At 71.0% G+C, this 22,379-nt stretch carries 19 protein-coding genes; 18 read left to right on the top strand and 1 reads right to left on the bottom strand.

Annotation, left to right across the window (positions count from 1 at the left end; all coding sequences use genetic code 11):
• Nucleotides 1-221 precede the first annotated feature (221 nt).
• From allB to VHU88_08840, 9 genes are read left to right on the top strand one after another with little or no spacing between them, the layout of a single operon-like run.
• The gene (allB, locus tag VHU88_08880; protein HEX3611785.1) at nucleotides 222-1,580 is read left to right on the top strand and encodes an allantoinase AllB; all 1,359 of its coding nucleotides are present in this window, start codon (nucleotides 222-224) and stop codon (nucleotides 1,578-1,580) included.
• Nucleotides 1,577-3,058: an allantoicase gene (gene alc / locus VHU88_08875; GenBank protein HEX3611784.1), complete on the top strand. Its 1,482-nt coding sequence runs from the start codon at nucleotides 1,577-1,579 to the stop codon at nucleotides 3,056-3,058. The genes allB and alc overlap by 4 nt, the downstream gene beginning before the upstream one ends.
• Nucleotides 3,055-3,393 (top strand): hydroxyisourate hydrolase, encoded by a 339-nt coding sequence (gene uraH, locus VHU88_08870; GenBank protein ID HEX3611783.1) that lies wholly within the window; start codon nucleotides 3,055-3,057, stop codon nucleotides 3,391-3,393. Before alc ends, uraH begins: the two co-directional genes overlap by 4 nt.
• Nucleotides 3,393-4,778 carry an 8-oxoguanine deaminase gene (locus VHU88_08865; GenBank protein HEX3611782.1) on the top strand — a complete coding sequence of 462 codons (1,386 nt, stop codon included), beginning with the start codon at nucleotides 3,393-3,395 and terminating at the stop codon, nucleotides 4,776-4,778. Before uraH ends, VHU88_08865 begins: the two co-directional genes overlap by 1 nt.
• Nucleotides 4,779-4,830: 52 nt before the next feature.
• Nucleotides 4,831-5,694 carry a urate oxidase gene (pucL, locus tag VHU88_08860; protein HEX3611781.1) on the top strand — a complete coding sequence of 288 codons (864 nt, stop codon included), beginning with the start codon at nucleotides 4,831-4,833 and terminating at the stop codon, nucleotides 5,692-5,694.
• Between the two features lie 4 nt (nucleotides 5,695-5,698).
• The gene (locus VHU88_08855; protein ID HEX3611780.1) at nucleotides 5,699-6,568 is read left to right on the top strand and encodes an FAD binding domain-containing protein; all 870 of its coding nucleotides are present in this window, start codon (nucleotides 5,699-5,701) and stop codon (nucleotides 6,566-6,568) included.
• Complete coding sequence (locus VHU88_08850; protein ID HEX3611779.1) at nucleotides 6,568-7,038, top strand: (2Fe-2S)-binding protein; 471 nt, start codon at nucleotides 6,568-6,570, stop codon at nucleotides 7,036-7,038. Before VHU88_08855 ends, VHU88_08850 begins: the two co-directional genes overlap by 1 nt.
• Nucleotides 7,035-9,353, top strand: coding sequence for a xanthine dehydrogenase subunit D (gene pucD, locus VHU88_08845; protein ID HEX3611778.1), 2,319 nt, complete (start codon nucleotides 7,035-7,037; stop codon nucleotides 9,351-9,353). Before VHU88_08850 ends, pucD begins: the two co-directional genes overlap by 4 nt.
• Before the next feature lies 1 nt (nucleotide 9,354).
• A complete protein-coding gene (locus VHU88_08840; protein ID HEX3611777.1) occupies nucleotides 9,355-10,563 on the top strand; it encodes an aldolase/citrate lyase family protein in 1,209 nt (402 codons plus the stop codon).
• 48 nt (nucleotides 10,564-10,611) lie between these two features.
• Here VHU88_08840 and VHU88_08835 read toward each other — a convergent pair whose 3' ends face one another.
• Nucleotides 10,612-12,276 carry a hypothetical protein gene (locus tag VHU88_08835; GenBank protein HEX3611776.1) on the bottom strand — a complete coding sequence of 555 codons (1,665 nt, stop codon included), beginning with the start codon at nucleotides 12,274-12,276 and terminating at the stop codon, nucleotides 10,612-10,614.
• Nucleotides 12,277-12,417: 141 nt separating this feature from the next.
• Here VHU88_08835 and VHU88_08830 point away from each other — a divergent pair, with 141 nt between their 5' ends.
• The 9 genes from VHU88_08830 to VHU88_08790 all read left to right on the top strand — a co-directional run bounded on the left by VHU88_08830 (nucleotide 12,418) and on the right by VHU88_08790 (nucleotide 22,222).
• Nucleotides 12,418-13,803 (top strand): BTAD domain-containing putative transcriptional regulator, encoded by a 1,386-nt coding sequence (locus VHU88_08830; GenBank protein ID HEX3611775.1) that lies wholly within the window; start codon nucleotides 12,418-12,420, stop codon nucleotides 13,801-13,803.
• Nucleotides 13,800-16,652 (top strand): ATP-binding protein, encoded by a 2,853-nt coding sequence (locus tag VHU88_08825; GenBank protein ID HEX3611774.1) that lies wholly within the window; start codon nucleotides 13,800-13,802, stop codon nucleotides 16,650-16,652. Before VHU88_08830 ends, VHU88_08825 begins: the two co-directional genes overlap by 4 nt.
• A 169-nt stretch (nucleotides 16,653-16,821) precedes the next feature.
• Nucleotides 16,822-17,124: an urease subunit gamma gene (locus VHU88_08820; GenBank protein HEX3611773.1), complete on the top strand. Its 303-nt coding sequence runs from the start codon at nucleotides 16,822-16,824 to the stop codon at nucleotides 17,122-17,124.
• Nucleotides 17,121-17,444 carry an urease subunit beta gene (locus VHU88_08815; GenBank protein HEX3611772.1) on the top strand — a complete coding sequence of 108 codons (324 nt, stop codon included), beginning with the start codon at nucleotides 17,121-17,123 and terminating at the stop codon, nucleotides 17,442-17,444. Before VHU88_08820 ends, VHU88_08815 begins: the two co-directional genes overlap by 4 nt.
• Entirely contained in the window at nucleotides 17,441-19,159 is a 1,719-nt protein-coding gene (locus VHU88_08810; protein ID HEX3611771.1) for an urease subunit alpha, read from the top strand. Before VHU88_08815 ends, VHU88_08810 begins: the two co-directional genes overlap by 4 nt.
• Nucleotides 19,160-19,173: 14 nt before the next feature.
• A complete protein-coding gene (locus VHU88_08805) occupies nucleotides 19,174-19,854 on the top strand; it encodes an urease accessory UreF family protein (GenBank protein HEX3611770.1) in 681 nt (226 codons plus the stop codon).
• Nucleotides 19,844-20,506, top strand: coding sequence for an urease accessory protein UreG (gene ureG / locus VHU88_08800; GenBank protein HEX3611769.1), 663 nt, complete (start codon nucleotides 19,844-19,846; stop codon nucleotides 20,504-20,506). Before VHU88_08805 ends, ureG begins: the two co-directional genes overlap by 11 nt.
• 1 nt (nucleotide 20,507) lies before the next feature.
• Nucleotides 20,508-21,299, top strand: a complete 792-nt coding sequence (locus VHU88_08795) for an urease accessory protein UreD (protein HEX3611768.1) — start codon at nucleotides 20,508-20,510, stop codon at nucleotides 21,297-21,299.
• Between the two features lie 338 nt (nucleotides 21,300-21,637).
• Nucleotides 21,638-22,222 carry a hypothetical protein gene (locus VHU88_08790; GenBank protein HEX3611767.1) on the top strand — a complete coding sequence of 195 codons (585 nt, stop codon included), beginning with the start codon at nucleotides 21,638-21,640 and terminating at the stop codon, nucleotides 22,220-22,222.
• The last annotated feature ends 157 nt before the right edge of the window (nucleotides 22,223-22,379 follow it).

The raw sequence follows: 22,379 nt of genomic DNA, 5'->3' as shown, positions 1-22,379 counted from the left end.
GAATCTTTTCGATCCAGGTGTCGCGATCCGGGGGCGGACCGTCCGCGGCATATGTGCGGCAAAGTTTCGGTCGTCATGTCCGGCCTCCGGCAGGTAGTTACGTCGTCGAAGTGAGTCCGGGGCGCTGTGGCGGGCCTGAAAGTGCTCGCTCCCGTGTGCAGCCGGGCGCGCGGCACCGGCAAATGGCCGTCCGGTGGGTATTCGGCCGCTAGCGTGTCGGGATGCCAAGCGGAGCGGCTGACCTGGTGATCCGGGCCCGGCGCGCGATGCTGCCCGCGGGCGAGCGACCCGCGGCCGTGGTCGTGTCCGCCGGCCGCATCGAGGCGGTGGTGGAGGTGGATGCCGCTGTGCCCGCGGCGCGGACCGAGGAGTTGGGCACCGACGCCGTTCTGCTGCCGGGGCTGGTGGACACCCACGTGCACGTGAACGAGCCGGGGCGCACGCACTGGGAGGGCTTCGCCACGGCCACGCGCGCGGCCGCGGCCGGTGGAGTCACGACGCTGTTGGACATGCCGCTGAACAGCCTGCCGCCGACGCTGGACGCGGAAGCGCTCGCGATCAAGCGTGCCGCGGCGGCCGGGCGCGTCCACGTCGATGTCGGGTTCTGGGGCGGGGTGGTGCCGGGCAATCTCGGCGATGGTGCAGCGCTGTCCGGGCTGCACGCCGCGGGTGTGTTTGGTTTCAAATGCTTCCTCGCCGACTCCGGCGTGCCGGAGTTTCCGCCGCTGGACGGCGCCGGCCTCCTGCGTGCCGCGGAACTGGTGGCCGCGCTGGACGCCCTGTTGATCGTGCACGCCGAGGACGCGGCGGTGCTGGCGGTCGCACCGCCTGCCGGCCCCGGCTACCCGGCGTTCCTCGCCTCCCGCCCGCCCGCCGCGGAGGTCTCCGCCGTCGAGGCAGTCCTGGACGCGGCGCGGCGGACCGGCGCCCGGGTGCACGTACTGCACCTTTCCGCCGCCGCGGCCCTCCCGGCGCTCGCCGCGGCGCGCGCCGAGGGAGTACCGGTCACGGTGGAGACCTGCCCGCACTACCTGACGCTCAACTCGGCGGCGGTGCTGCCCGGGGCGACGGAGTTCAAGTGTTGCCCTCCCGTGCGCGACGCCGCGAACTGCGACGCGCTCTGGGCCGGGCTGCGGTCCGGGGTCATCGACGCCGTGGTCTCGGACCACTCACCCAGCCCGCCCGAACTCAAGCGCCCGCGGGGCGCTGAGGTCGGGGATTTCGCGACGGCCTGGGGCGGGGTGTCCTCGTTGCAGTTGGGTCTGCCCGTGGTGTGGACGGCCGCCCGGTCGCGCGGCATCGGGCTGGGTGAGGTGTCGGTTTGGATGTCGCCCGGCCCGGCTCGGCTGGCCGGGCTGGGGGACAAGGGCGCCATCGTTGCGGGCGCCGCCGCCGACCTGGTCGAGTTCGCGCCGGACGAGGAGTTCACGGTGGTCGCCGGCGATCTGGCGCACCGTCACCCGATCACGCCGTACGCCGGGCGCCGGCTCTCCGGCGTGGTGCGCCGCACCTGGTTGGGCGGGACCGTGACGGGTGGGGCGCCGGCGGGCCGGCTGCTGTCGCGGGGAGAGCCGCGATGAGCGCGGACCCGAGTTGGGTCGATCTCGCGTCGCGGGCTCTCGGCGGGAGCGTCCTGCTCGCGAACGACGAGACGTTCGCCGAGAAGGAGAATCTGGTCAAGCCCGCACCGCCGACCTTCACCCCGCACACGATGGGGCCGCGCGGGCAGATCTACGACGGCTGGGAGACCCGCCGCCGTCGCTCACCCGGAGAGGACTGGGTGATCGTGCGCCTCGGGGTGCCCGGCATCATCCGTCGGATCGTCGTGGACACCGCGTTCTTCCGCGGCAACTACCCCACCTCGTGCGAACTGGAGGCCTGTTGGCACGACGGGTGGCCGGCCGCCGCCGACGTGGCGGCGTACCCGGACTGGACACACCTGACGCTGCGTCATGATCTCGCCGGTGACACGGCCAATGTCATCGAGGTGGCGACTCCGGTGCTGGCCAGCCACGTCCGACTGACCATCCACCCGGACGGCGGGGTCGCCCGCCTGCGCGTCCTCGGCGAGGTGGTGTCGGATCCACGGCGTTGGGCCGGGGTGAGCGTCGACCTGGCGGCGGCCGAGAACGGCGGGGTCGTGCTCGGCTGCAGCGACCGCTTCTACTCCCCGCCCGAGCATGCGATCGCCCCGGGCAATGCGGTGTCCATGGGCGACGGTTGGGAGACGCGACGGCGGCGCGACGGCGGGACGGACTGGATCCTGCTCGGACTCGCGGCGCCGGGCCGGATCCGGCAGGCCGTCGTCGACACCACGCACTTCGTCGGCAATGCGCCGGCCGCCGTGGCCTTGACGGCGCTGGGTCTCGACGGCCAGTGGCACCCGCTGCTGCCGCGCACCGCGATCCAGCCGGACACCCGGCACTGGTTCGGCCACGACGCCGGGCTGGACGGCGATCTGATTGTCCGTCAGGTCCGGCTCGAGCTCATCCCGGACGGCGGCCTGGCCCGGATCCGGCTCTGGGGCGACCCGACCGCCGACGCCCTGGCCGACACCGGCCTGCGTTGGTGGAACGAACTGCCGGGCGCGGCGGCCGAGGCCCAGATCGCGGGTTGCTGCGCCGCGCGGGCGTGGGCGCAGGCGCTGGCGCAAGGCCGCCCCTACCAGAGCCTCGACACCCTGGTCGCCGCCTCGGCGGCTGTCGTGGCCGGCTTGGCATGGCCCGATGTTCTGCCGGCGCTGGCCGCGCACCCCAGGATCGGGGAGCGGCCCGCTGGGAAAAGCGCCGAGGCGATCGCCTCGCGTCGGGAGCAGGCCGGCGTCGACGCGACACTGTCCGCCGCCCTCGCGGAGGGCAATCGGGCTTACGAGGAGCGGTTCGGTCATGTCTACCTGGTCCGGGCCGCCGGCCGCTCCGGAGACGAGCTGTTGGCGCTGCTGCGCGCCCGGCTGGAAAACAACGAAGTCGCCGAGCAGGCGGCGATCCGCGGGCAGCTGGCCGAGATCACCGGCCTGCGGCTGCTTCGGTTGTGGGCCGGTGCCGGTGGTGCCGGATGAGCCTGTCGACCCACGTGTTGGACACGTCCACCGGTCGGCCCGCCGCCGGAATCTCGGTGCGGCTGGACTCGCGACAGGCCGACGGCTCCTGGGCCACGGCAGGTCGCGGACACACCGATGCCGACGGGCGGTTGCGGGACTGGTTGGCCCCCGGCACCCCGCCGGCCGGCCGCCATCGGCTCGTCTTCGAAACGGGCACCTACTTCGCCGCCGCGGGGACGGCGTCGTTCTTCCCGGAAATCACCGTCGAGTTCGAGATCACCGCGGCCGACGAGCACCACCACGTCCCGCTGTTGCTCGGCCCGTTCGCCTACTCGACCTACCGGGGAAGTTGATGGTCGACCTCGTGGTCCACAACGCCGCCCTGCTGGCGACCTGCGACGCGCAGCGCCGCGAGCTGCCCGGCGGTTGGGTCGCGATCACCGCCGGAGTCGTCACCGCGATCGGCGCGGCTCCCGACCCGGCGCCCGCGGCGAAGCACACGATCGACGCGACGGGTTGCCTGGTCACGCCCGGGCTGGTGAACACCCATCACCACCTCTACCAGAACCTGACCCGCGCGTTCGCTCCCGTCGTCGACCGGACCCTGTTCGAGTGGCTGGTGCGCCTCTACCCGGTGTGGGCCGGGTTGGACGCCGAGGCCTCGTATCTCTCGGCGTGGGTCGGCCTGGTGGAGCTCGCACTCGGTGGCACGACCACCAGCACGGACCACCTGTACATCGCCCCGCACGGCGGTGGCGACGTGTGGTCGGCACAGATCGAGGCCGCCGCCGAGGTCGGCCTGCGGTTCCATCCCACCCGCGGCTCGATGAGTCTCTCGGTCAAGGACGGCGGCCTGCCGCCGGACTCGGTCGTCCAGGACGACGACGAGGTCCTCGCCGACTGCGAACGCCTGGTCGCCCGCCATCACGACCCCGGACCACAGTCGATGGTGCGGGTCGCGTTGGCGCCCTGCTCCCCGTTCAGCGTCCGACCCGAGCTCATGCGGGCGACCGCGGAGCTCGCGGAACGGCTCGACGTCCGGTTGCACACGCACCTGGCGGAGGACCCGGACGAGGACGCGTTCTGCCTGGAGCGGTTCGGCCGCCGCCCGGTCGAGCACTTCGCGGAGGTCGGGTGGCTCACCGACCGGGCCTGGGTCGCGCACTGCGTGCATCCGAACCCCGCCGAGGTCGCGCGGCTCGGCGCGGCCGGGGTCGGCATCGCCCACTGCCCGAGCTCGAACATGATCCTCGGCGCCGGTGGTAGCCGTGGCACGATCTGCCCGATTCAGGACCTTCGAGCCGCCGGATCCCCGGTGGGGTTGGGATGTGACGGGTCGTCATCGAACGATGCGGCGTCACTGTGGCTGGAGGCCCGCACGGCGTTGCTGCTGGGTCGCCAGCGCGGGGGCGCCGCGAGCCTGAGCGCCCGCGACGTGCTCGAGATCGGGACCCGCGGTGGGGCGGCGTGTCTGGGCCGGACCGGCGAGATCGGCGAACTCTCGACCGGTGCTGCCGGCGACCTCGTCGTCTGGGCCCAGGACGGCGTCGCCTTCGCCGGCGCGCTGTCCGACCCGATCGAGGCGTGGTTGCGCTGCGGGCCGATCGCGGCACGGGAGACGGTGGTCGCCGGGCGGGTGCTTGTGGCCGATGGTCGACCCGCGCACCCCGATGTCGGCGAGATGCTCGCGCGGCATCGAGTGGTGGCGGCGCGGCTGCAGGAGAGGACGCCCGGATGAGCGAGCGCAGCGAGCTCATAATGGGCGCCATCGCCGCGACGGAGGAGCGGGGATGAGCGACGCGATTCTGGGGCCCAACCGTTACGGCAAGGCCCAGACGCGGGTCGTACACGTCGACCGGCACGGCGAGCAGCACGTCCTGCGTGACCTGAACGTGAGCATTGCGCTCGCCGGTGATCTGACGGCCACTCACCTCACCGGGGACAACACGACCGTGCTGCCCACGGACACGCAGAAGAACACCGTGTATGCCTTCGCCCGCGACGGCATCGGTTCGCCGGAGACCTTCGCACTGCGCCTGGCACGGCACTTCGTGGCGACCCAGGCCGCCATCACCGGCTCGTTCGTCGACCTCGAGAGCTACGGCTGGAATCGGCTCGGCCCGCACTCGTTCCGCCGTGACGGCTCCGAGATCCGCACCGTGCACGTCGAGCACCGTGCCGGCGCGGACCTCTTGGTCGGTGGGGTTCGGGATCTGGTCGTGCTCAACACGACGGACTCGGAGTTCGCGGGCTTCGCCGTCGACGAGTACACGACCCTGGCGCCGGCGAGCGACCGGATCCTCGCCACCGCAGTCACCGCCCGATGGCGATATGACGGGGACGTGACCGAACCGGGCCAATGGGACGAACGCTACGGGCGTGTGCGCGATTGCCTGCTCACCGCCTTTGCCGGGACCTACAGTCGATCTCTGCAGCAGACACTGTTCGCCATGGGGGCACGGGTGATCGACGAGGTGCCGACGGTTGGCGAGGTGCGCCTGGCGCTGCCCAACCGGCACCACTTCCTCGCCGATCTGGCCCCGTTCGGTCGTGACAATCCCGGCACGGTCTTCTCCGCCGCCGACCGCCCGTACGGCCTCATCGAGGGCACCGTGCTGCGTGCCGGAACCGCCGCCGACCTTCGGGCCTGGTGAGGGCATGGAGTTCCTGCGCCCGCGCTCGTTCGGCGAGGCCCTGCGGCTGAGGGCGGAACGACCCGATGCGTTGGTGATAGCTGGTGGCACCGACGTGATGGTCGAGCTCAATCTCGGTGACCACCGCCCGGCGGCCCTGCTCGACCTCGACGGGCTCGCCGAGTTGGGCGGCTACGAGGAGACGCCGGAAAAGATCACGTTGCGCGCCGGCATCACCTTTGCCCAGATCGTCGACCGCTTCGGCGAAGGGCTCCCGGCGCTGGCCGCCGCCGCCCGCACCGTGGGCTCGCCGCAGATCCGCAACCGGGCCACCCTCGGCGGGAACCTCGGAACGGCCTCGCCCGCCGGCGACGCGCACCCTGTCCTGCTCGCCACTGGCGCGACGGTCCGGGTCGTCTCGGTTCGCGGGTCGCGGGAGATCTCCGCTGCGGAATTCTTCGTCGGACCGGGCCGCAGTGCGCTGGCGCCGGACGAGTTGATCGTGGCGGTCGAGGTCCCGGTGACCGGTCCGATGCAGACTTTCGCGAAAGTCGGGCCCCGCAATGCGATGGTCATCGCCGTGTGTTCATTCGCGCTGTGCGTCGATCCCCTCGCCCGTCGGGTTGGTACCGGTATCGGTTCAGCCGCACCCACGCCGGTGTGCGCGGCGGCGGCGGAGGAGCAGCTGGCCACCGCACTCGACGCGATCGGGTGGGAGCCCGCCGCACTGCCACGGGCGGCGGTGGCCCGCTTCGCCGAACTGGTCGCCGCCGCGGCGCGTCCGATCGACGACCAACGCGGCTCGGCCGCATACCGACGCCATGCCCTCGAGGTTCTGGCCCGGCGCGCGGTGGATTGGCTCCGCGCGCCGGCGCTCGCCACGGGAGCGCACTGATGTTGCGGCTCACGGTCAACGGCGTCCCGACCACCGTCGAGATCGGCTGGGGCGGCGAGAGCCTACTGCACGTCCTGCGCGAACGGATGGGTCTGCCCGGGTCCAAGAATGCCTGCGAGCAGGGGGAATGCGGCTCCTGCACGGTTCTGCTCGACAGCCTGCCGGTCTGCTCGTGCCTGGTGGCCGCCGGCCAGGCGCACGGACGCGAGGTCGTCACCGTCGAGGGGCTGAGCGCGGGGGACGACCGGGGATTCGTGGGCCGGGCGTTCCTGGCAGCGGGGGCGGTCCAGTGCGGCTTCTGCACCCCCGGCTTCGTCGTTGCGGTGCACGAACTGCTCTCCAGATCTGATGAACCGTCAGAACTGGAGGTGCGGGAAGCCCTTGCCGGCAACCTGTGCCGCTGCACGGGGTACGAGAAGATAATCGACGCCGTCCATCGGGCAGCAGGACAGCTGCGCGAGCGCCGGTGACTGCGCGCAGCCGCGTGCAGGCGGATCCCGGGCTCGCCGACGGTATCGGCACGTCGGCGTCGCGTCCGGACGGTCCGGCCAAGGTAGCCGGGACATTCGTCTTCTCCTCGGATCTGTGGCACGAGCACATGCTCTGGGGCGCCACCGTTCGCAGTCCCCACCCCCGGGCGGGCATCCGCGGTATCGACATCGCCGCGGCGCTGCGGATGCCCGGGGTGAGCGCGGTTCTCACCGCCGAGGACGTACCCGGGTGCCCCACCTACGGCCTCGAGCATGCCGACCAGCCGGTGCTGGCGTTCGGCGAGGTCCGGCACCAGGGCGAGCCGGTCGCGATCGTCGCCGCCGATCACCCCGAGACCGCCCGCGCCGCCGCGGCCGCCGTCGTCGTCGACTACGAGGTGCGTCGGCCGATCTGCGATCCGATCGCAGCGCTGCAACCTGACACAGAACATGTGCACCCGGGGGGCAATCTCGTCCGGCACGTCCCGATCCGGCGCGGCGACATGGCCGCCGCACGCGCCGCCGCGACGGTAGTGGTGATCGGCGAGTACGAGGTCGGCATGCAGGACCAGGCCTTCCTCGGTCCGGAGTCCGGCCTCGCGGTGCCCGCCCAGGACGGCGGCATAGACCTTTACGTGGCAACTCAGTGGCTGCATGTGGACCGCGACCAGGTCGCCCGCAGCCTCGGTCTGACGCCGGATCAGGTTCGGATCACGCTGGCCGGCGTGGGCGGTGCGTTCGGGGCGCGCGAGGACCTCTCGATGCAGTTGCACGCGAGCATGCTCGCCCTGCGCACGGGGCGCCCGGTGAAGATGGTCTACAAACGCAACGAGTCCTTCTTCGGCCACGTCCACCGGCACCCGGCGCGGATGCGCTACGAGCACGGCGTCGACGCGGACGGTCGGATCCGTTACGTGTGCGCGAAAATCGTGCTCGACGGTGGGGCGTACACCTCCAGCTCGCCCGCGGTCGCCGGGAACGCGGCCACCCTCGGCGTCGGCCCGTACGAGGTGCCCAACGTCGAGATCGACGCCTATGCCGTGTTCACGAACAACCCACCGTGCGGAGCGATGCGCGGATTCGGCGCAGTGCAGGCGGCATTCGCATATGAGAGCCAACTCGACGCCATCGCCGAGCGGCTCGGGGTCGACCCCGTGGAGCTGCGCATCCGCAACGCGGTGTCCGAGGGCTCGGTGATGCCGACTGGGCAGGTGATCGACAGCCCCGCCCCGGTCGCGGAGCTGTTGCGGCGGGTCGCGGCCCGGCCGTTGCCGCCGCCGTTGGGCGTCGACCCGGACCAGCGTCGGCTGCCAGGCGGGGTCGCGGGCAGCTCACGCGGTGAGGGAATCCGCCGCGGCGTCGGCTACGGGGTGGGCATAAAGAACGTCGGGTTCTCCGAGGGATTCGACGACCACTCGACGGCCCGAGTCCGGTTGCAGGCCGTCAGTGGGATGCCTTCGGTCGCGGTGCACACCGCCGCCGCCGAGGTCGGCCAGGGACTGATCACGGTGCAGGCACAGATCGTGCGCACGGAACTCGGCGTCGCCGACGTGGTGGTGCATCCGGCGGACACCTCCATCGGCAGCGCGGGCTCCACCTCGGCGTCGCGGCAGACCTACGTGACCGGAGGAGCGGTGCGGGCGGCGTGCCAGGCCGTGCGCGCCGAGGTGCTCGCGCGCGCCGCGCGTCTGCTCGGTCTCGACCTCACCGACCCCTCGGTCGCGGCAGGTCTCGAACTGGTCCCCGGTGGTTTCGTTCGCCATCCCGCAGGCCGGATCGAGCTGGCCGAGCTGCTCGGCACCGATGCCGTCGAGCACACTGTGCAGTGGCGGCACCGCCCCACGATGGCGCTGGAGCCCCTTACCGGGCAGGGATTCGCGCACGTGCAGTACGCGTTCGCGGCGCACCGCGCGGTCGTCGACGTGGATGTCGAGCTCGGCCTCGTGCGGGTCGTGGAGCTCGCCTGCGCGCAGGACGTCGGTCGGGCGATGAACCCGGATGCGGTACTGGGCCAGATCCACGGTGGCACGGCCCAAGGTCTCGGGTTGGCCGTGATGGAGGAGATGCAGATCGTCGACGGGATCGTGCGCAACCCGTCGTTCACCGACTACCTGATCCCCACGATTCTCGACATGCCCCCGATGAGCGTCGATATCCTGGAACTGGCCGACCCGCACGCGCCGTACGGGCTTCGCGGGGTCGGCGAGGCGCCGACGATCTCGGTCACCCCGGCTGTGGTCGCCGCGATCCGGGCGGCCACCGGGTTGGCGCTTCGTCGTGTCCCCGTGCGTCCCGAGCATCTCACCGGAACCTGACATGACCTCAGATCCAACCCCCGATGGGCTTCTTGCCGAACTCGACGACCTGCTCGGTGCCGCCGACGCCGCAGTCACCGCTCGCAGGCCGCTGCCGACGAGGCGGCAACCGATCTCCACCTGCTACGTCTCGGCCGACACCTACCGGGCCGGCACCGTGGCGGACTGGGGCGCCGCGGCGCGGGCGGCGCTTGCCGCGTTTGCAGCCCACCCCGATCTGCCGGAGGCGCTGGGTCTGGCTCCGGATCTGTTCGCCGCGGTGTTGCCCCGGGTTGTGGCCAAGCTGGCCGCCGACCCGGTCGAGGATCTGCGGATCGACTTCGAGGACGGTTACGGCACGCGATCCGATGTTGAGGAGGACGCGGCCGCGGCTGCCGCTGGTGCGGCGTTGGCGGCGACGCGCCGGCAGACCACGACGTCAGGGATTCGCGTCAAGAGCATGGAGGCGCCGACCAGAGGGCGAGCCGTGCGCACCCTGGCCGGCTTCCTCGCGGCGCTGGTGGCCACCGGCGGCGACCCGCGCGACTTGGTGGTCACCCTGCCGAAGGTGTCGCATCCGGACCAGGTTCGGGCCCTCGGCAGGCTTTTCGCTCGGCTGGAGGAGACCTACGGGCTCCGGGCCGGCGCGTTGCGCTGCGAGCTGCAGGTCGAGTTGCCCGAGGCCGTCCTCGGCGCGGACGGCACTGCCACGGTCGTCGCGCTGATCGCCGCCGCGGACGGGCGCTGCGACGGCCTGCACTACGGCACCTATGACTATTCCGCGGCCCTCGGGATCGACCCCGACGAACAGCGCGCGGACCATCCGGCCGCGGAGCACGCCAAGGCGGTGTTGCAGGTTGCGGCGGCTGGGCGAGGTGTTCGGGTCGTCGACGGCTCGTCGAACGTACTACCGGTCGGGGACGTCGAGTCCGTACTGGCCGCCTGGCGCATCCAGGCGCGCGTCGTGCGGCGCGCGCTGTGCTGGGGGATCGCGCAGGGCTGGGACCTGCACCCGGCTCAGCTGCCCTGCCGTTACCTGGTCACGCTCGGGCACCTGCGCGCAGGGGCACCCGCGGCGCGGGCCCGACTCGCTGCCTATCGGGGCCGCGCCGGCTCGGGGTTCCTCGACGAGCCCGCGACCGAGCGCGCGCTGCTCACCTTCCTGGAACGTGCGCTCGCCTGTGGTGCCCTCGACCGCGACGAGGTGCCGGAGCTGACCTCGCTCGACTGACCGGGACTTCGCCCCATGGAGCGGACTTCGGCGGCATCACCGTGGAGCTCAGGTCATAGCGGGCAGGATGTGGTCACCGACTTTGTCGGTGCTCAGGCACAGCGAGCAGATGTGCTTGTCGTGAGTGCTGCAGGCCAGCATGTCGGGCCGCTCGTACGCGGTCTGACAGACGTGGCAGGTCAGTTCAACGCCGGACGGGTTGCCGTAGGAGTCGAACATCGGCAGATCGATGCCGTCGTCGGTGCGGCGGAGGTAGTACTTGCCCTTGGTGGCTACCGCGAGGGCCGGCGGGAGAACCAGGGCGATGAGCACCGCGACGATCGGGGAGTAGGGCTTGATCCAGGAGCCCAGCAGGCCGAAGAAGGCCATGATCGAGAGGCCGGCGGAGAGCGTCATCGAGACGAAACCGACGGGGTTGACGGCGTAGAGCATGCCGCGGCGGAACTCCGGGACCTTCGGCGACAGCTTGAGCAGGTACTTGTTGAAGACGATGTCCGAGGCCACGCTGACGATCCAGGCCATGCCGCAGTTGGCGTAGGAGCCGAGAATCGTGTTCAGCACGCTGAACATGTTCCACTCCATCAGGACCAACGCGGTGGCCACGTTGAAGACCACGAACACCAGTCGCCCCGGGTAGGTCTTGGTGACTCGGGTGAACGAGTTCGTCCAGGCCAGTGAGCCCGAGTAGGCGTTGGTCACGTTGATCTTGATCTGGCTGATGACCACCAGGGCGACGGCCAAGGTCAGCGCGGCCCAGTGCGGCATCATGTTCTGGTAGATCGAAAGGAACTGCTGCACCGGCTCGTTGGCCACCCCCGCGCCTTGGGCGATGTTGCCGATCAGGTAGACGGCGAGGAACAGGCCGATCACCTGCTTGATCGCACCGAAGAACACCCAACCGGGCCCGGCGGTGATCACCGCGGCCCACCAGCGGCGGCTGTTCTCGGGCGTCTTGGGCGGCATGAAGCGCAGGTAGTCGATCTGCTCGGCGATCTGCGCGATGAGCGAGAGGCACACCCCGGCGGCGAGCATCACCGATCCGGCGTTGACACCCCGGTGATCCTTGCCGCCGTAGGCGAAGAACGTGGAGACCGAGTCGGGGTGGCTCATCAAGAGGTAGACCATCGGGACGACCATCAGGAACAGCCACAGCGGTGTGGTCCACAGCTGGAGCTTCGCCAGTGCCTTCATCCCGTAGATGACCAGTGGGATGACCATGAGCGTCGAGACCAGGTATCCCAACCCCAGTGGGATGTGCAGGCCCAGTTTCAACCCCTGGGCCATGATCGAGCCCTCCAACGCGAAGAAGATGAAGGTGAAGCTCGCGAAGATCACGTTGGTGACGACCGATCCGTAGTACCCGAATCCGGAGCCGCGGGTAATCAGATCCAGGTCGATGTTGTAACGGGCCGCGTAGTACGCGAGCGGGAATCCCGTCAGGAAGATCACCACCGCGAAAATACCGATGCCGATCAAAGCATTTCCGGTGCCGTAGGAAATTCCGATGTTCGCGCCGATTGCGAAGTCGGCCAGATAGGCGATGCCGCCGAGTGCGGAGATCGCGACGACGCCGGTGCCCCAGCGGCGGTAACTGCGCGGCGCGAAGCGAAGGGTGTAGTCCTCCAAGGTCTCCGATGTCGATTTGGCCTTTGCGACCGGTGGATTCGGCTCTAGGCGCGGCGGCGGGACGCTGGCGATCAACTGCTCGGTCACGGGTTCTCCGTTCAACGGTTGCTCCTCCCGGACGAGTAGAACGGGCGGCGCTAAGTGACTGCCAAACGTCCACTAAACGACGCAGTACGAACCATTTCGGTGACCTGACGGAAACAAGACGGAAACCGTGGCGTCGCACAATTGAGTGGAATCCAGCTGGTCTCGCGGCGTGAGCGGGAGGGCCTAGCGCTGATCGAATTCAAATTGCTCGGCCGCCTCGAGGCGGTGCGGGACGGTGTTGCGCTCGACATCGGCGGGCCCAAGCAGCGAGCCCTGCTCGCGGCACTTCTCGTTCGCGCCGGTCGCGTCGTGCCACTCGATCAGCTGATCGACGACCTGTGGCCCGGGGACCCACCGGCTCGGGCTGCCGCGACGGTTCAGGTGTTCGTGTCCAACCTGCGTCGAGTACTCGAACCCGACCGCCCCCGCGGCGGCGTGGCCGCGGTCCTGGTGACAGCAGCACCGGGCTACGTCCTGCGGGCAGAGCCCGGCTCGATCGACGCGGACGAGTTCGTCCGGCTGGCCGAACTGGGTCGGACGGCCCTGGTCGAGGACGACGCCGAACGGGCCGCCGAACTGTTGTCCGCCGCCACCGTGCTGTGGCGGGGTGCCGCGTTGAGCGAAGTCGCCGATCTGCCTTTCGCCCAGGCCGAGACCGCCCGGCTGGAAGGGCTGCGGCTGAGCGTCCTGGAGAACCGGGTCGAGGCCGCGCTGGCGCTGGGTCGCCACGGGGCGGTGGTCGCGGAGTTGGAGCATCGGGTCCAGGTGCATCCCTTGCGGGAGCGGCAGCGAGCCCAGTTGATGATCGCGCTCTACCGATCCGGCCGTCAGGCGGACGCGCTGGCCGCGTACCGCGCCGGCAGGCGGGTCCTCAACGAAGAACTGGGGTTGGAACCCAGCGCTGCGTTGAAAGCACTTGAGCAGGCAATCCTGCGCCAGGACCCGGACCTGGCCTGGGAGCCGCCGCAGCCGATGATCCAGCCCGCGGCGCCGAGCGCGACCGAGCCGGCGGACGAGCCGGGCCGGGTGCTCGTGGTGGATGACAGCGGCATCAACCGACGGTTGCTCAGCGAGGCGCTCGGTGAACTCGGCCACCAGGTCCGCGTAGCCGAACACGGTAAGCGGGCCTTGGAACTGCTCGGCGAGGAGCAGTTCGATCTGGTGCTCCTCGACCTGCTCATGCCGGTGCTGGACGGCTACGCGACGTTGGACGCGATCAAGTCCGACCCGGCGCTGAACCATCTTCCAGTGATCATGATCTCCGCCGTGCACGAGTTGGAGAGTGTTGTGCGTTGCATCGACCTGGGTGCCACGGACTACCTCCCGAAACCGTTCAGCGCGGCGGTCCTGCGCGCTCGGCTGCGGTCCTCCCTGGCGACCAAACGACTGCGCGACACCGAACGTGGCGACCTGCGCCGCTTCCAGCGGCTGACCGAGGAGGTCCGGGCCCGGGAGACCGCGTTGCGCGAGGAGATCACGGCGCTGCGGGCCGAGATCGTCCGGACCCGTTCGGCGGCCGGCCGATGAGACGCTCCCTGCGCCCCAGATCGCTGCGTGGCCTGGTCGGCGCCGCGGTCGGCGCCGGCGCCGTGCTTCTCGCCGTGCTGCTGACGTTCAGCCTGCTGGCCGAGCGCAGCGCGCACGGGGCGGCCGCGGCCGAGACGCGGCGTACCGCGGCCCTTCGACTGGCGGGCGAACTTCGGCAGACGTCCGACGACCTGACCCGCATGGCTCGCAGCTACGTGGCAACCGGCGACAGCAAGTACCGGACCTGGTTCTCCGAGATCCTCGCGATCCGCGCCGGCACGGCGCCGCGTCCGGAGAACTACGACCGCGTCTACTGGGACGTCGTCACCGACACCGGTGTGCGCCCGACGCCGTTCGGCCCACCGATCAGCTTCGCCGAACTGGCCGCCCGCACCGGTTTCACCAAGCCGGAACTGGGATTGCTCGCCGTGGCCCAGGCTCGCTCCGATGCCCTGGCGCGGATCGAGGAGCAGGCGTTCGCGCTCGTCGCCGCCGGAGGTAGGACCCCGGGCCCGAACCGGGACCGGGCCACCGGGTTGGTCTACGACGTCGACTACCTGCACGCCAAGGACGAGATCATGGCCCCGATCGGAGAGGTGTTCGCTCTGGTCGACGACCGCACCAAGCAGGACGCCGACCGGGCCGTGAGCCGCGCCCGTGAGTGGTCGGCCGCCGCAGTCGCGGTGGGGTTGTTGTTGCTGGTCGCCGTGGCGCTGGCTGCCGCGGCCGTGCGTCGGGCGGTGATCCGCCCCATCCTCGCGTTGGATGCCGCCACTGCACGGGTGGCTGCGGGCGATCACGACGTCGGCGCGCCGGTCGCGGGAGTCAGCGAGATCAGTACCCTGGCCCGCCGGTTCAACAGGATGGCCGAGCGGATCCGGCAGCGCACGGACGAACTGGAACTGCTGCACCGAGTGGCCGCCACCGCCAACTCCGCCGCCGACCTGCCGGCCGCGGCGCGTGAGGTGCTCGATCTGGTCTGCCGGTGCACCGGCTGGCAGGTGGGGCACGTGTACTGGTGCGACGGCGACGTGCTGGTCCCGTCGGGAATCTGGCACGGCGGCTCGCCGAGCTTCCGCGCCGCCACTGCGCGGACCCCGCTCACCGCGGGCGTCGGGCTGGGCGGGCGGGTGCTGGCCACCCGGGCTCCGGTCTGGATGACCGACATCACGCGGGATCCGGGCTTCCTGCGCGCCGAGCAAGCCGTCGGGCTGGGCGCCGGGATGGCGTTCCCGGTGCTTGCCGGGGAGGACGTGGTCGCCGTGCTGGAGTACTTCAACACGCGGCGTGCCGAGCCCGATCAGCGACTGCTGGCTCTGCTGGCGGAGGTGGGTGCGCAGCTGGGCCGGGTGGTCGACCGGGTCCGGGTCGCCGACGCGTTGCGCGAGGCGGCCGCGGCCGCGGAGAGCGCCAACACGGCGAAGAGCGCGTTCCTCGCCACGATGAGCCACGAGATCCGCACACCCATGAATGCGGTGATCGGCATGTCGGAGCTGCTGCTGGAGACCGAACTGGACACCGAGCAGCGCCAGTTCGCCGGGATCGTCCGCGACAGCGCCGACTCACTCCTGCTGCTGATCGACGACATCCTCGACTTCTCGAAGATCGAGTCCGGGCGCCTGGAGCTCGAGCGGGCCCCTTTCCGCGTCGTCGACTGCGTCCAGAGTGCGCTGGGTCTGGTCGCGGCACAGGCGGCCGCCAAACACCTCACGCTGCGCCACGCGATAGCGCCGGAGGTGCCCGAAGCGCTGCTCGGGGACCTGACCCGGGTGCGACAGGTGCTGGTGAATCTGCTGGCCAACGCGGTCAAGTTCACCGAACGCGGTGAGGTGGTGGTCAGTGTCGCCGCCGACGTCCTGCCCGAGGGCGACTACACCTGGACCTTCGCCGTTCGGGACACCGGGATCGGCATCCCGGCCGACCGCCTCGAGCGCATCTTCGACCCGTTCACCCAGGCCGACGCGTCCACCACGCGGCGCTACGGCGGCACGGGCCTCGGCCTGGCCATCAGCCGGCGCCTGGCCGAGCTCATGGGCGGAACGATCGGTGCCGTCAGCACGCCCGGGCACGGTTCGACCTTCACCGTCAGCCTGCGGGCGGGCGCAGCCGTTGCCCCGGCGCCGGACCCGATGCGCGCGGCCCCGAACGGTTTCGTGCCGGCCTCCTCCGCGTTGCGGATCCTCCTGGCCGAGGACAACTCGGTGAACCAGCGACTGGTCCTGCTCCTGCTGGACAAGCTCGGGTGTCAGGCCGACGTCGTCGGCGACGGTGCACAGGCGGTGACCGCCGCGCTGGAGGGCGACTACGACCTGATTCTGATGGACATTCAGATGCCGGACCTGGACGGGCTCTCGGCCGCCCGACAGATCCGCGAGCGGTTGGGCGAGAGGTGTCCGCGGATCATCGCCCTGACCGCCAACGCCATGCCCGGGGACCGGGCGGCCTGCCTGAGCGCCGGGATGGACGACTACCTGGCCAAGCCCTTGCAGCGGACGGAACTGGCCCGGGCGCTGTCCGGCCCCCGTGCCGGCGTCCTGGATTCCGCAGCCGTGATGAGTCTGCGTGAGCTCGTCGGCGACAGCCCGGGGACACTGTCCGGCCTCGTGGACGACTTCCTGGCCGAGACGCCCCCGCTGCTTGCCGCCCTGCGTGGGGTGGACGCGACCGAGGCTCACCGGGCGGCGCACACCCTTGGCACCCTCGGCGCGACCTTCGGCGCGGTCACGATGGCGGATCTGTGCAGGCAGGCCGAGTCCCATAGAGGTGCCCTTGCCGAGATGCCGAGCCTGGTGTCGGCGATCGCGGCCGAGCATCAGCGGGTGGCCCACGCCCTGGAGGCACTTCGTTGACGGAGACGGGCATGGTTCTCAGCCGCTTCTTCGGCACGGGGCGCAGCTTCGATCCAGTCGGGGTTCGACGCCGGCGAAGTCGCGCATCCAGCAGGCTCGGCACCCGGCGGGCCCGCTCGAGACCGTGCCGAAGATGCGGACCGGGCGGGAGTTGCCCTATGGTGCGCCCGTGCAGTTGAGCCCGCACGAGGTCGAGCGTCTGCTGATCCATGTCGCCGCGGACGTTGCCACCCGACGTCGTGCCCGGGGGTTGCGGCTGAATCATCCGGAGGCGGTCGCGATCATCACCGCCTTCCTTCTGGAGGGCGCCCGCGACGGGCGTACGGTCGCGGATCTGATGAGCGCCGGCCGCCACGTGCTGGGCCGGGAGGACGTCCTGGAGGGGGTGCCCGAGATGCTGCGGGAGGTTCAGGTGGAGGCGACCTTCCCGGACGGGACCAAGTTGGTCACTGTGCACGACCCGATCGAATGATCCCCGGCGAGGTGGTTCACGGCCCGGGCCCGGTGGAGCTCAACCCAGGCCGAGATCGGATCACGGTGACGGTGGAGAACACCGGGGATCGACCGGTCCAGGTGGGCTCGCACTTCCATTTCGCCGAGGCCAACGCCGCGCTGCGGTTCGACCGCGACGTCGCCTGGGGGTGGCGGCTCGACGTCCCCGCCGGCACGGCGGTCCGGTTCGAGCCGGGGGTCTCCCGGGAGGTCTCGTTGACCCCCATCAGCGGTCGTCGGGTGGTGCCGGGACTGCGCGGGCTCGCTGCCGGTGCCCTGGACCCGGGCCCGGGCGCATGAGCTCTCTGGACCGCCCGCGCTACGCCGCCCTGTACGGGCCCACTGTCGGCGACCGGATCCGCCTGGCGGACTCGAACCTGCTGATCGAGATCACCGAGGACCGCTCCGGTGGCGCCCGGGCCGGCGACGAGGCCGTGTTCGGCGGCGGCAAGGTGATCCGCGAGTCGATGGGCCAGGCCTGCGCGACCCGGGCCGAGGGGACCCCGGACACCGTGATCACCGGCGCCGTCGTGCTCGACCACTGGGGTGTCATCAAGGCCGACGTCGGCATCCGCGACGGACGCATCGTCGCCCTGGGCAAGGCCGGCAACCCGGACGTGATGAACGGAGTTCATCCGGACCTGGTGATCGGCCCGTCCACCGAGATCATCGCCGGCAACGGCCGGATCCTGACCGCCGGGGCGATCGACTGCCACGTCCACCTGATCTGCCCGCAGTTGATCGACGAGGCGCTGGCCGGCGGGACGACCACCTTGATCGGTGGCGGCACCGGTCCGGCGGAGGGCACCAAGGCGACGACGGTCACTCCGGGCGCCTGGCACCTGGCACGCATGTTCGAGGCGATGGACACCTTCCCGGTCAACTTTCTCCTGCTGGGAAAGGGGAACACGGTCCGTCCCGAGGCACTGTGGGAGCAACTGCGAGCCGGTGCCGGAGGGTTCAAGCTGCACGAGGACTGGGGCACCACCCCGGCGGCCATAGACGCCTGTCTGCGGGTGGCCGATGCGAGCGGTGTCCAGGTCGCCATCCACACCGACACTCTCAACGAGGCCGGTTTCGTCGAGGACACCCTGGCTGCGATCGCCGGCCGGGGCATCCACGCGTACCACACGGAGGGCGCCGGCGGCGGCCACGCCCCGGACATCATCCGCGTCGCGGGCAGCCCCAACGTGCTGCCCTCCTCGACCAACCCGACCCGCCCGCACACCGTGAACACCCTCGACGAGCACCTCGACATGTTGATGGTCTGCCACCACCTCAACCCGACTGTGCCCGAGGACCTCGCCTTCGCCTCCAGCCGCATCCGGCCCACCACAATGGCTGCGGAGGACGTGCTGCACGACCTCGGCGCGATCTCGATGATCGGGTCTGACAGTCAAGCGATGGGCCGCATCGGCGAGGTGGTCACCCGCACCTGGCAGACCGCGCACGTGATGAAGGCCCGCCGTGGCCGACTGCCCGGCGACGACGGCGCCGACAATGTGCGCGCACGGCGCTACGTCGCCAAATACACCATCTGCCCGGCGATCACCCACGGGCTGGAGGCCGAGATCGGTTCGGTCGAGGCCGGGAAGCTGGCCGACCTGGTGCTGTGGGATCCGGCGTTCTTCGCCGTGCGCCCCCTGCTCGTCCTCAAGGGCGGGGCGGTCGCCTGGGCGCAGATGGGCGACGCGAACGCCTCGATCCCCACCCCGCAGCCCGTCCTGGGCCGGCCGATGTTCGGCTACCTCGGGGCGGTGCCGGCCCGGACCAGCTTGGCGTTCACCTCTCCGGCGGCGATCGAGGCCGGGCTGGCGGAACGGCTCGGGATCGCTCGGCAGCTGGTACCCGTGGCCGACACCCGGTCGCGGACGAAGGCCGACCTCCCCGGGAACGACGCACTGCCACACATCGAAGTGGACCCGGACACCTTCACGGTTCGGGTGGACGGCGAGATCATCGAACCCGCTCCGGCAGCCGAACTGCCGATGGCCCAACGCTACTTCCTCTTTTGAGCACGGATCTGACGATGCCTCAGATAGCGCTGCTGATGCTGGCCGATGCACGCTTCCCGGCCGGCGGGCACGCGCACTCCGGGGGAGTCGAGGTCGCCGTGGCCGACGACGCCGTGACCGATCCGGCCACCCTGCGGGAGTTCCTGGCCGGCCGGTTGCGCACCCAAGGGTTGACACAGGCCGCCCTGGCCGCCGCGGCGTGCGCCGCGGTGCACGCCTCCGCCGCCCCCGATGCGCTGCGCGACCTCGACGCCCACGCCGACGCCCGACATCCGGCGGAGGTCCAACGTCGGGTCTCCCGCGCTCAGGGCCGGGCGGTACTGCGGGCCGGTCGCGCGGTTTGGCCGGCACCGGTCCTGGAGGCCCTCGCAGCAGCCATCCCGGGCGGGGCGCACCAGGCCGTGGCCACGGGTGCAGTCGCCGCCTCCGCAGGGCTGGACCAGCTCCAGGTGGCTGCGGCGGTCGCGTACGCGGCCGTGGCCGGACCGGCCTCGGCCGCGCTGCGACTGCTCGGCCTCGATCCGTATGCAGTGGCCGGCGTGGTCTCCTCGTTGGCGGGGGCCTGCGAGGACGTCGCCGCACTGGCCGCGGAGGTTCCCGGGGACTGGACCGAACTGCCCGCAGCCGGCGGCCCGCTGCTGGACGCGGCGGCAATTCGCCACGAACTTTGGGAGGTGCGTCTGTTTGCATCGTGAACACATCGATGCCCTGTCCGGTGCCGAGTTCGCCGGTCACCGGCACCGGCACGGACCGTTGCGGGTCGGCGTCGGCGGCCCGGTGGGTTCGGGCAAGACGGCTCTGGTGGCAGCCCTGTGCCGGGTGCTGTCCGCCGAGATCGCCCTGGCGGTGGTGACCAACGACATCTACACCACCGAGGACGCCGATTTCCTGCTGCGCAACGGCGTTCTGCCGGCCGAGCGGGTCCGCGCGGTCGAGACCGGTTGTTGCCCGCACACCGCAATCCGCGACGACATCGCCGCGAACCTGGATGCGATCGCCGAGCTGGTGGAGACGCTGCCGCCGCTGGACCTGGTGCTGGTGGAAAGCGGTGGCGACAATCTCACCGCAACCTTCAGTCGAGGTCTGGTCGACCGGCAGATCTTCGTCATCGACGTGGCAGGCGGCGACAAGGTGCCACGAAAGGGCGGCCCCGGGATCACCTCCGCCGACCTGCTCGTGATCAACAAGACCGACCTGGCGCCCCGGGTGGGTGCGGATCTGTCGGTCATGGCCCGCGACGCCACGGCCCGCCGCGGCGCGGCGCCCACCGTGTTCTGCTCGCTGGTGGACGATCCCGCGGCCACCGAGGTCGCGGACTGGGTGCGGGCGCGGCTGGCCGAACGCTGAGGTGTCGCCGACCTCGGGATCCTTCACTGCCGCGGCTCGGCTGACGGCACATGCCGGCGCCGGTCCGGCCGCCGGAACCACGGTCCTGCCCGAGATCGTCAGCGCGGGCCCGTTGGTGCTGCGCCGCACCGGACCGCGCGGGCGTGCCGCGACCGTGCACCTGGTCGGGGCGGGTGCCGGGCCGCTGGGCGGCGACCGGTTGGACCTTTCCGTGGTGGTCGGTGCAGGCGCTCGGCTGCGGCTGCGGTCGGTCGGGGCTACCTTGGCCCTGCCGAGCCGCTGCGGTGCCCGGTCATTCGCGCAGCTCAGCGCCGATGTCGCTGCCGGCGGGTGGCTGGACGTCTCGCTGGAGCCGTTGGTCGTCGCCGCCCGCGCATGCCATGCCGGGCGGACCCGATTGGCCGTCGCGGACGGCGGGGGCCTGCTCTGGCGCGAGGAACTGGTGACCGGACGCAGCGGCGAGGTGCCCGGCAACGCGTCGACCGCACTGCGCGTCAGTTACGCCGGCCGACCGCTGCTCGCCCAGGATCTGACGGTGGGACCGGATGAGCCGTGGTGGTCCTCCTCGGCCGTGCTGGGGAACGCCAAGGTCGTGGCAACCGTGCTGGCGGTCGGCGTCGCGATGGATCTGCTGCCCGCCCCGACAGTCCTCCAGGACCCCGCCGGCGTACTCGTCACCGTCGCCCAACTGGCCGGACCGGGCCGCTTGCTGACCGCTCTGGGCCCGGAGGTGGGCGCCGTGCGACGGCTCGTGGACCAGCTGACTGCAGTGGCCGAACAAGCCTGCGGATGAACGGCTGACCCGAATCCCGGTGGCATTGCCGACACGTCCGGTTCCGCGCCAGGGGGCGATCCTGGTCCTGCTCAGCAAGGTCCATGACGGATTCGGCCTAGGACCCGGGACACGAGGCCGGCGCCGGGCATCGTCTCGACGTTGACTCCTCCGGCCCGCGCGGCGCGGCGACGCCGTCGAGACCCGTGCCCAGCCACCGCGACCCGGGCCGCACCAGGGTCGTCCCCCGGTCCGAAAGGCGCCGCGGGCGGGCATCCTGCACCTGCTGGACGACCTGGCGTTCCGATTGCAGGCGCCCGGCCGCCCGACTTTTGTCCTTCCGGAAGGAGTCCTCCCTCATGAACGCCGACACCATCGCAAGACTGCGCCGGCCGAAGACCTGGCCCGCGGCACTGGCGACGGTGGTCGCGGCCTCGCCGGTTGCCAGGGTTCTCGCCGGGCGCTCGAGGAGGCACGGCATGATGCGCGTCATCGGCGGGGCGGCCGCCCTCGTGCTTGCGGCCCCCGCGGCACCGGTCTCGGCAGTGGGCACCACCGTGAACCTGGACATGTCCAACTTGAGGTTCTGCCGCCAGGCACCGTGCCTGCCTACCGACCAGGCTTACCTGCGCAACCCGTCTGGCGGTCCGGTGCCGGGCACCGACAACCCCACGACGATCATCGACGTACCGTCCGGCGCCAAGGTGGTGTGGACCTACAAGGATCACCTGTGCGACCAGTTCTCGATCTGCCCGGGGCACATGGTCATGATCGAGAACGGCACCTCGGCCGGCCGGCCGGTCGGCATGGCCCCGGCTCGCCAGGGCCCGACCACCGTGTTCTACAAGGTCACCGAGGCGCCGGGCACGTTCATCCACTACTTCTGCAACATCAACCAACACGACCAGTACGGTCAGACCGGGATCCTGCACGTCACCGGCTGACGGGACGTCAGTTCACCGTCCGGCGTCGGGCGCGTCGGTGAGGTGACTGACATTGCACGGGCCTACCTCTCCTGCAAGACCCAGAGCTACGGCACCGGGACCGTGCTCAACGTCGATGGCGGCGGCCTCCTCATTCGAACCCGCCGAAAATACAGCG

Source organism: Sporichthyaceae bacterium (assembly GCA_036269075.1).
Lineage (GTDB): Bacteria > Actinomycetota > Actinomycetes > Sporichthyales > Sporichthyaceae > DASQPJ01.
The sequence above is the reverse complement of the archived record's forward strand: the minus strand, read 5'-3'. Positions and strand labels throughout refer to the sequence as shown.

What these genes read in the sequence shown, in the direction of transcription:
- allB (HEX3611785.1), top strand. Translation starts at nt 222, where the DNA reads ATGCCAAGCGGAGCGGCTGACCTGGTGATCCGGGCCCGGCGCGCGATG.
- alc (HEX3611784.1), top strand. Translation starts at nt 1,577, where the DNA reads ATGAGCGCGGACCCGAGTTGGGTCGATCTCGCGTCGCGGGCTCTCGGC.
- uraH (HEX3611783.1), top strand. Translation starts at nt 3,055, where the DNA reads ATGAGCCTGTCGACCCACGTGTTGGACACGTCCACCGGTCGGCCCGCC.
- VHU88_08865 (HEX3611782.1), top strand. Translation starts at nt 3,393, where the DNA reads ATGGTCGACCTCGTGGTCCACAACGCCGCCCTGCTGGCGACCTGCGAC.
- pucL (HEX3611781.1), top strand. Translation starts at nt 4,831, where the DNA reads ATGAGCGACGCGATTCTGGGGCCCAACCGTTACGGCAAGGCCCAGACG.
- VHU88_08855 (HEX3611780.1), top strand. Translation starts at nt 5,699, where the DNA reads ATGGAGTTCCTGCGCCCGCGCTCGTTCGGCGAGGCCCTGCGGCTGAGG.
- VHU88_08850 (HEX3611779.1), top strand. Translation starts at nt 6,568, where the DNA reads ATGTTGCGGCTCACGGTCAACGGCGTCCCGACCACCGTCGAGATCGGC.
- VHU88_08840 (HEX3611777.1), top strand. Translation starts at nt 9,355, where the DNA reads ATGACCTCAGATCCAACCCCCGATGGGCTTCTTGCCGAACTCGACGAC.
- VHU88_08825 (HEX3611774.1), top strand. Translation starts at nt 13,800, where the DNA reads ATGAGACGCTCCCTGCGCCCCAGATCGCTGCGTGGCCTGGTCGGCGCC.
- VHU88_08815 (HEX3611772.1), top strand. Translation starts at nt 17,121, where the DNA reads ATGATCCCCGGCGAGGTGGTTCACGGCCCGGGCCCGGTGGAGCTCAAC.
- VHU88_08810 (HEX3611771.1), top strand. Translation starts at nt 17,441, where the DNA reads ATGAGCTCTCTGGACCGCCCGCGCTACGCCGCCCTGTACGGGCCCACT.
- VHU88_08805 (HEX3611770.1), top strand. Translation starts at nt 19,174, where the DNA reads ATGCCTCAGATAGCGCTGCTGATGCTGGCCGATGCACGCTTCCCGGCC.
- VHU88_08790 (HEX3611767.1), top strand. Translation starts at nt 21,638, where the DNA reads ATGAACGCCGACACCATCGCAAGACTGCGCCGGCCGAAGACCTGGCCC.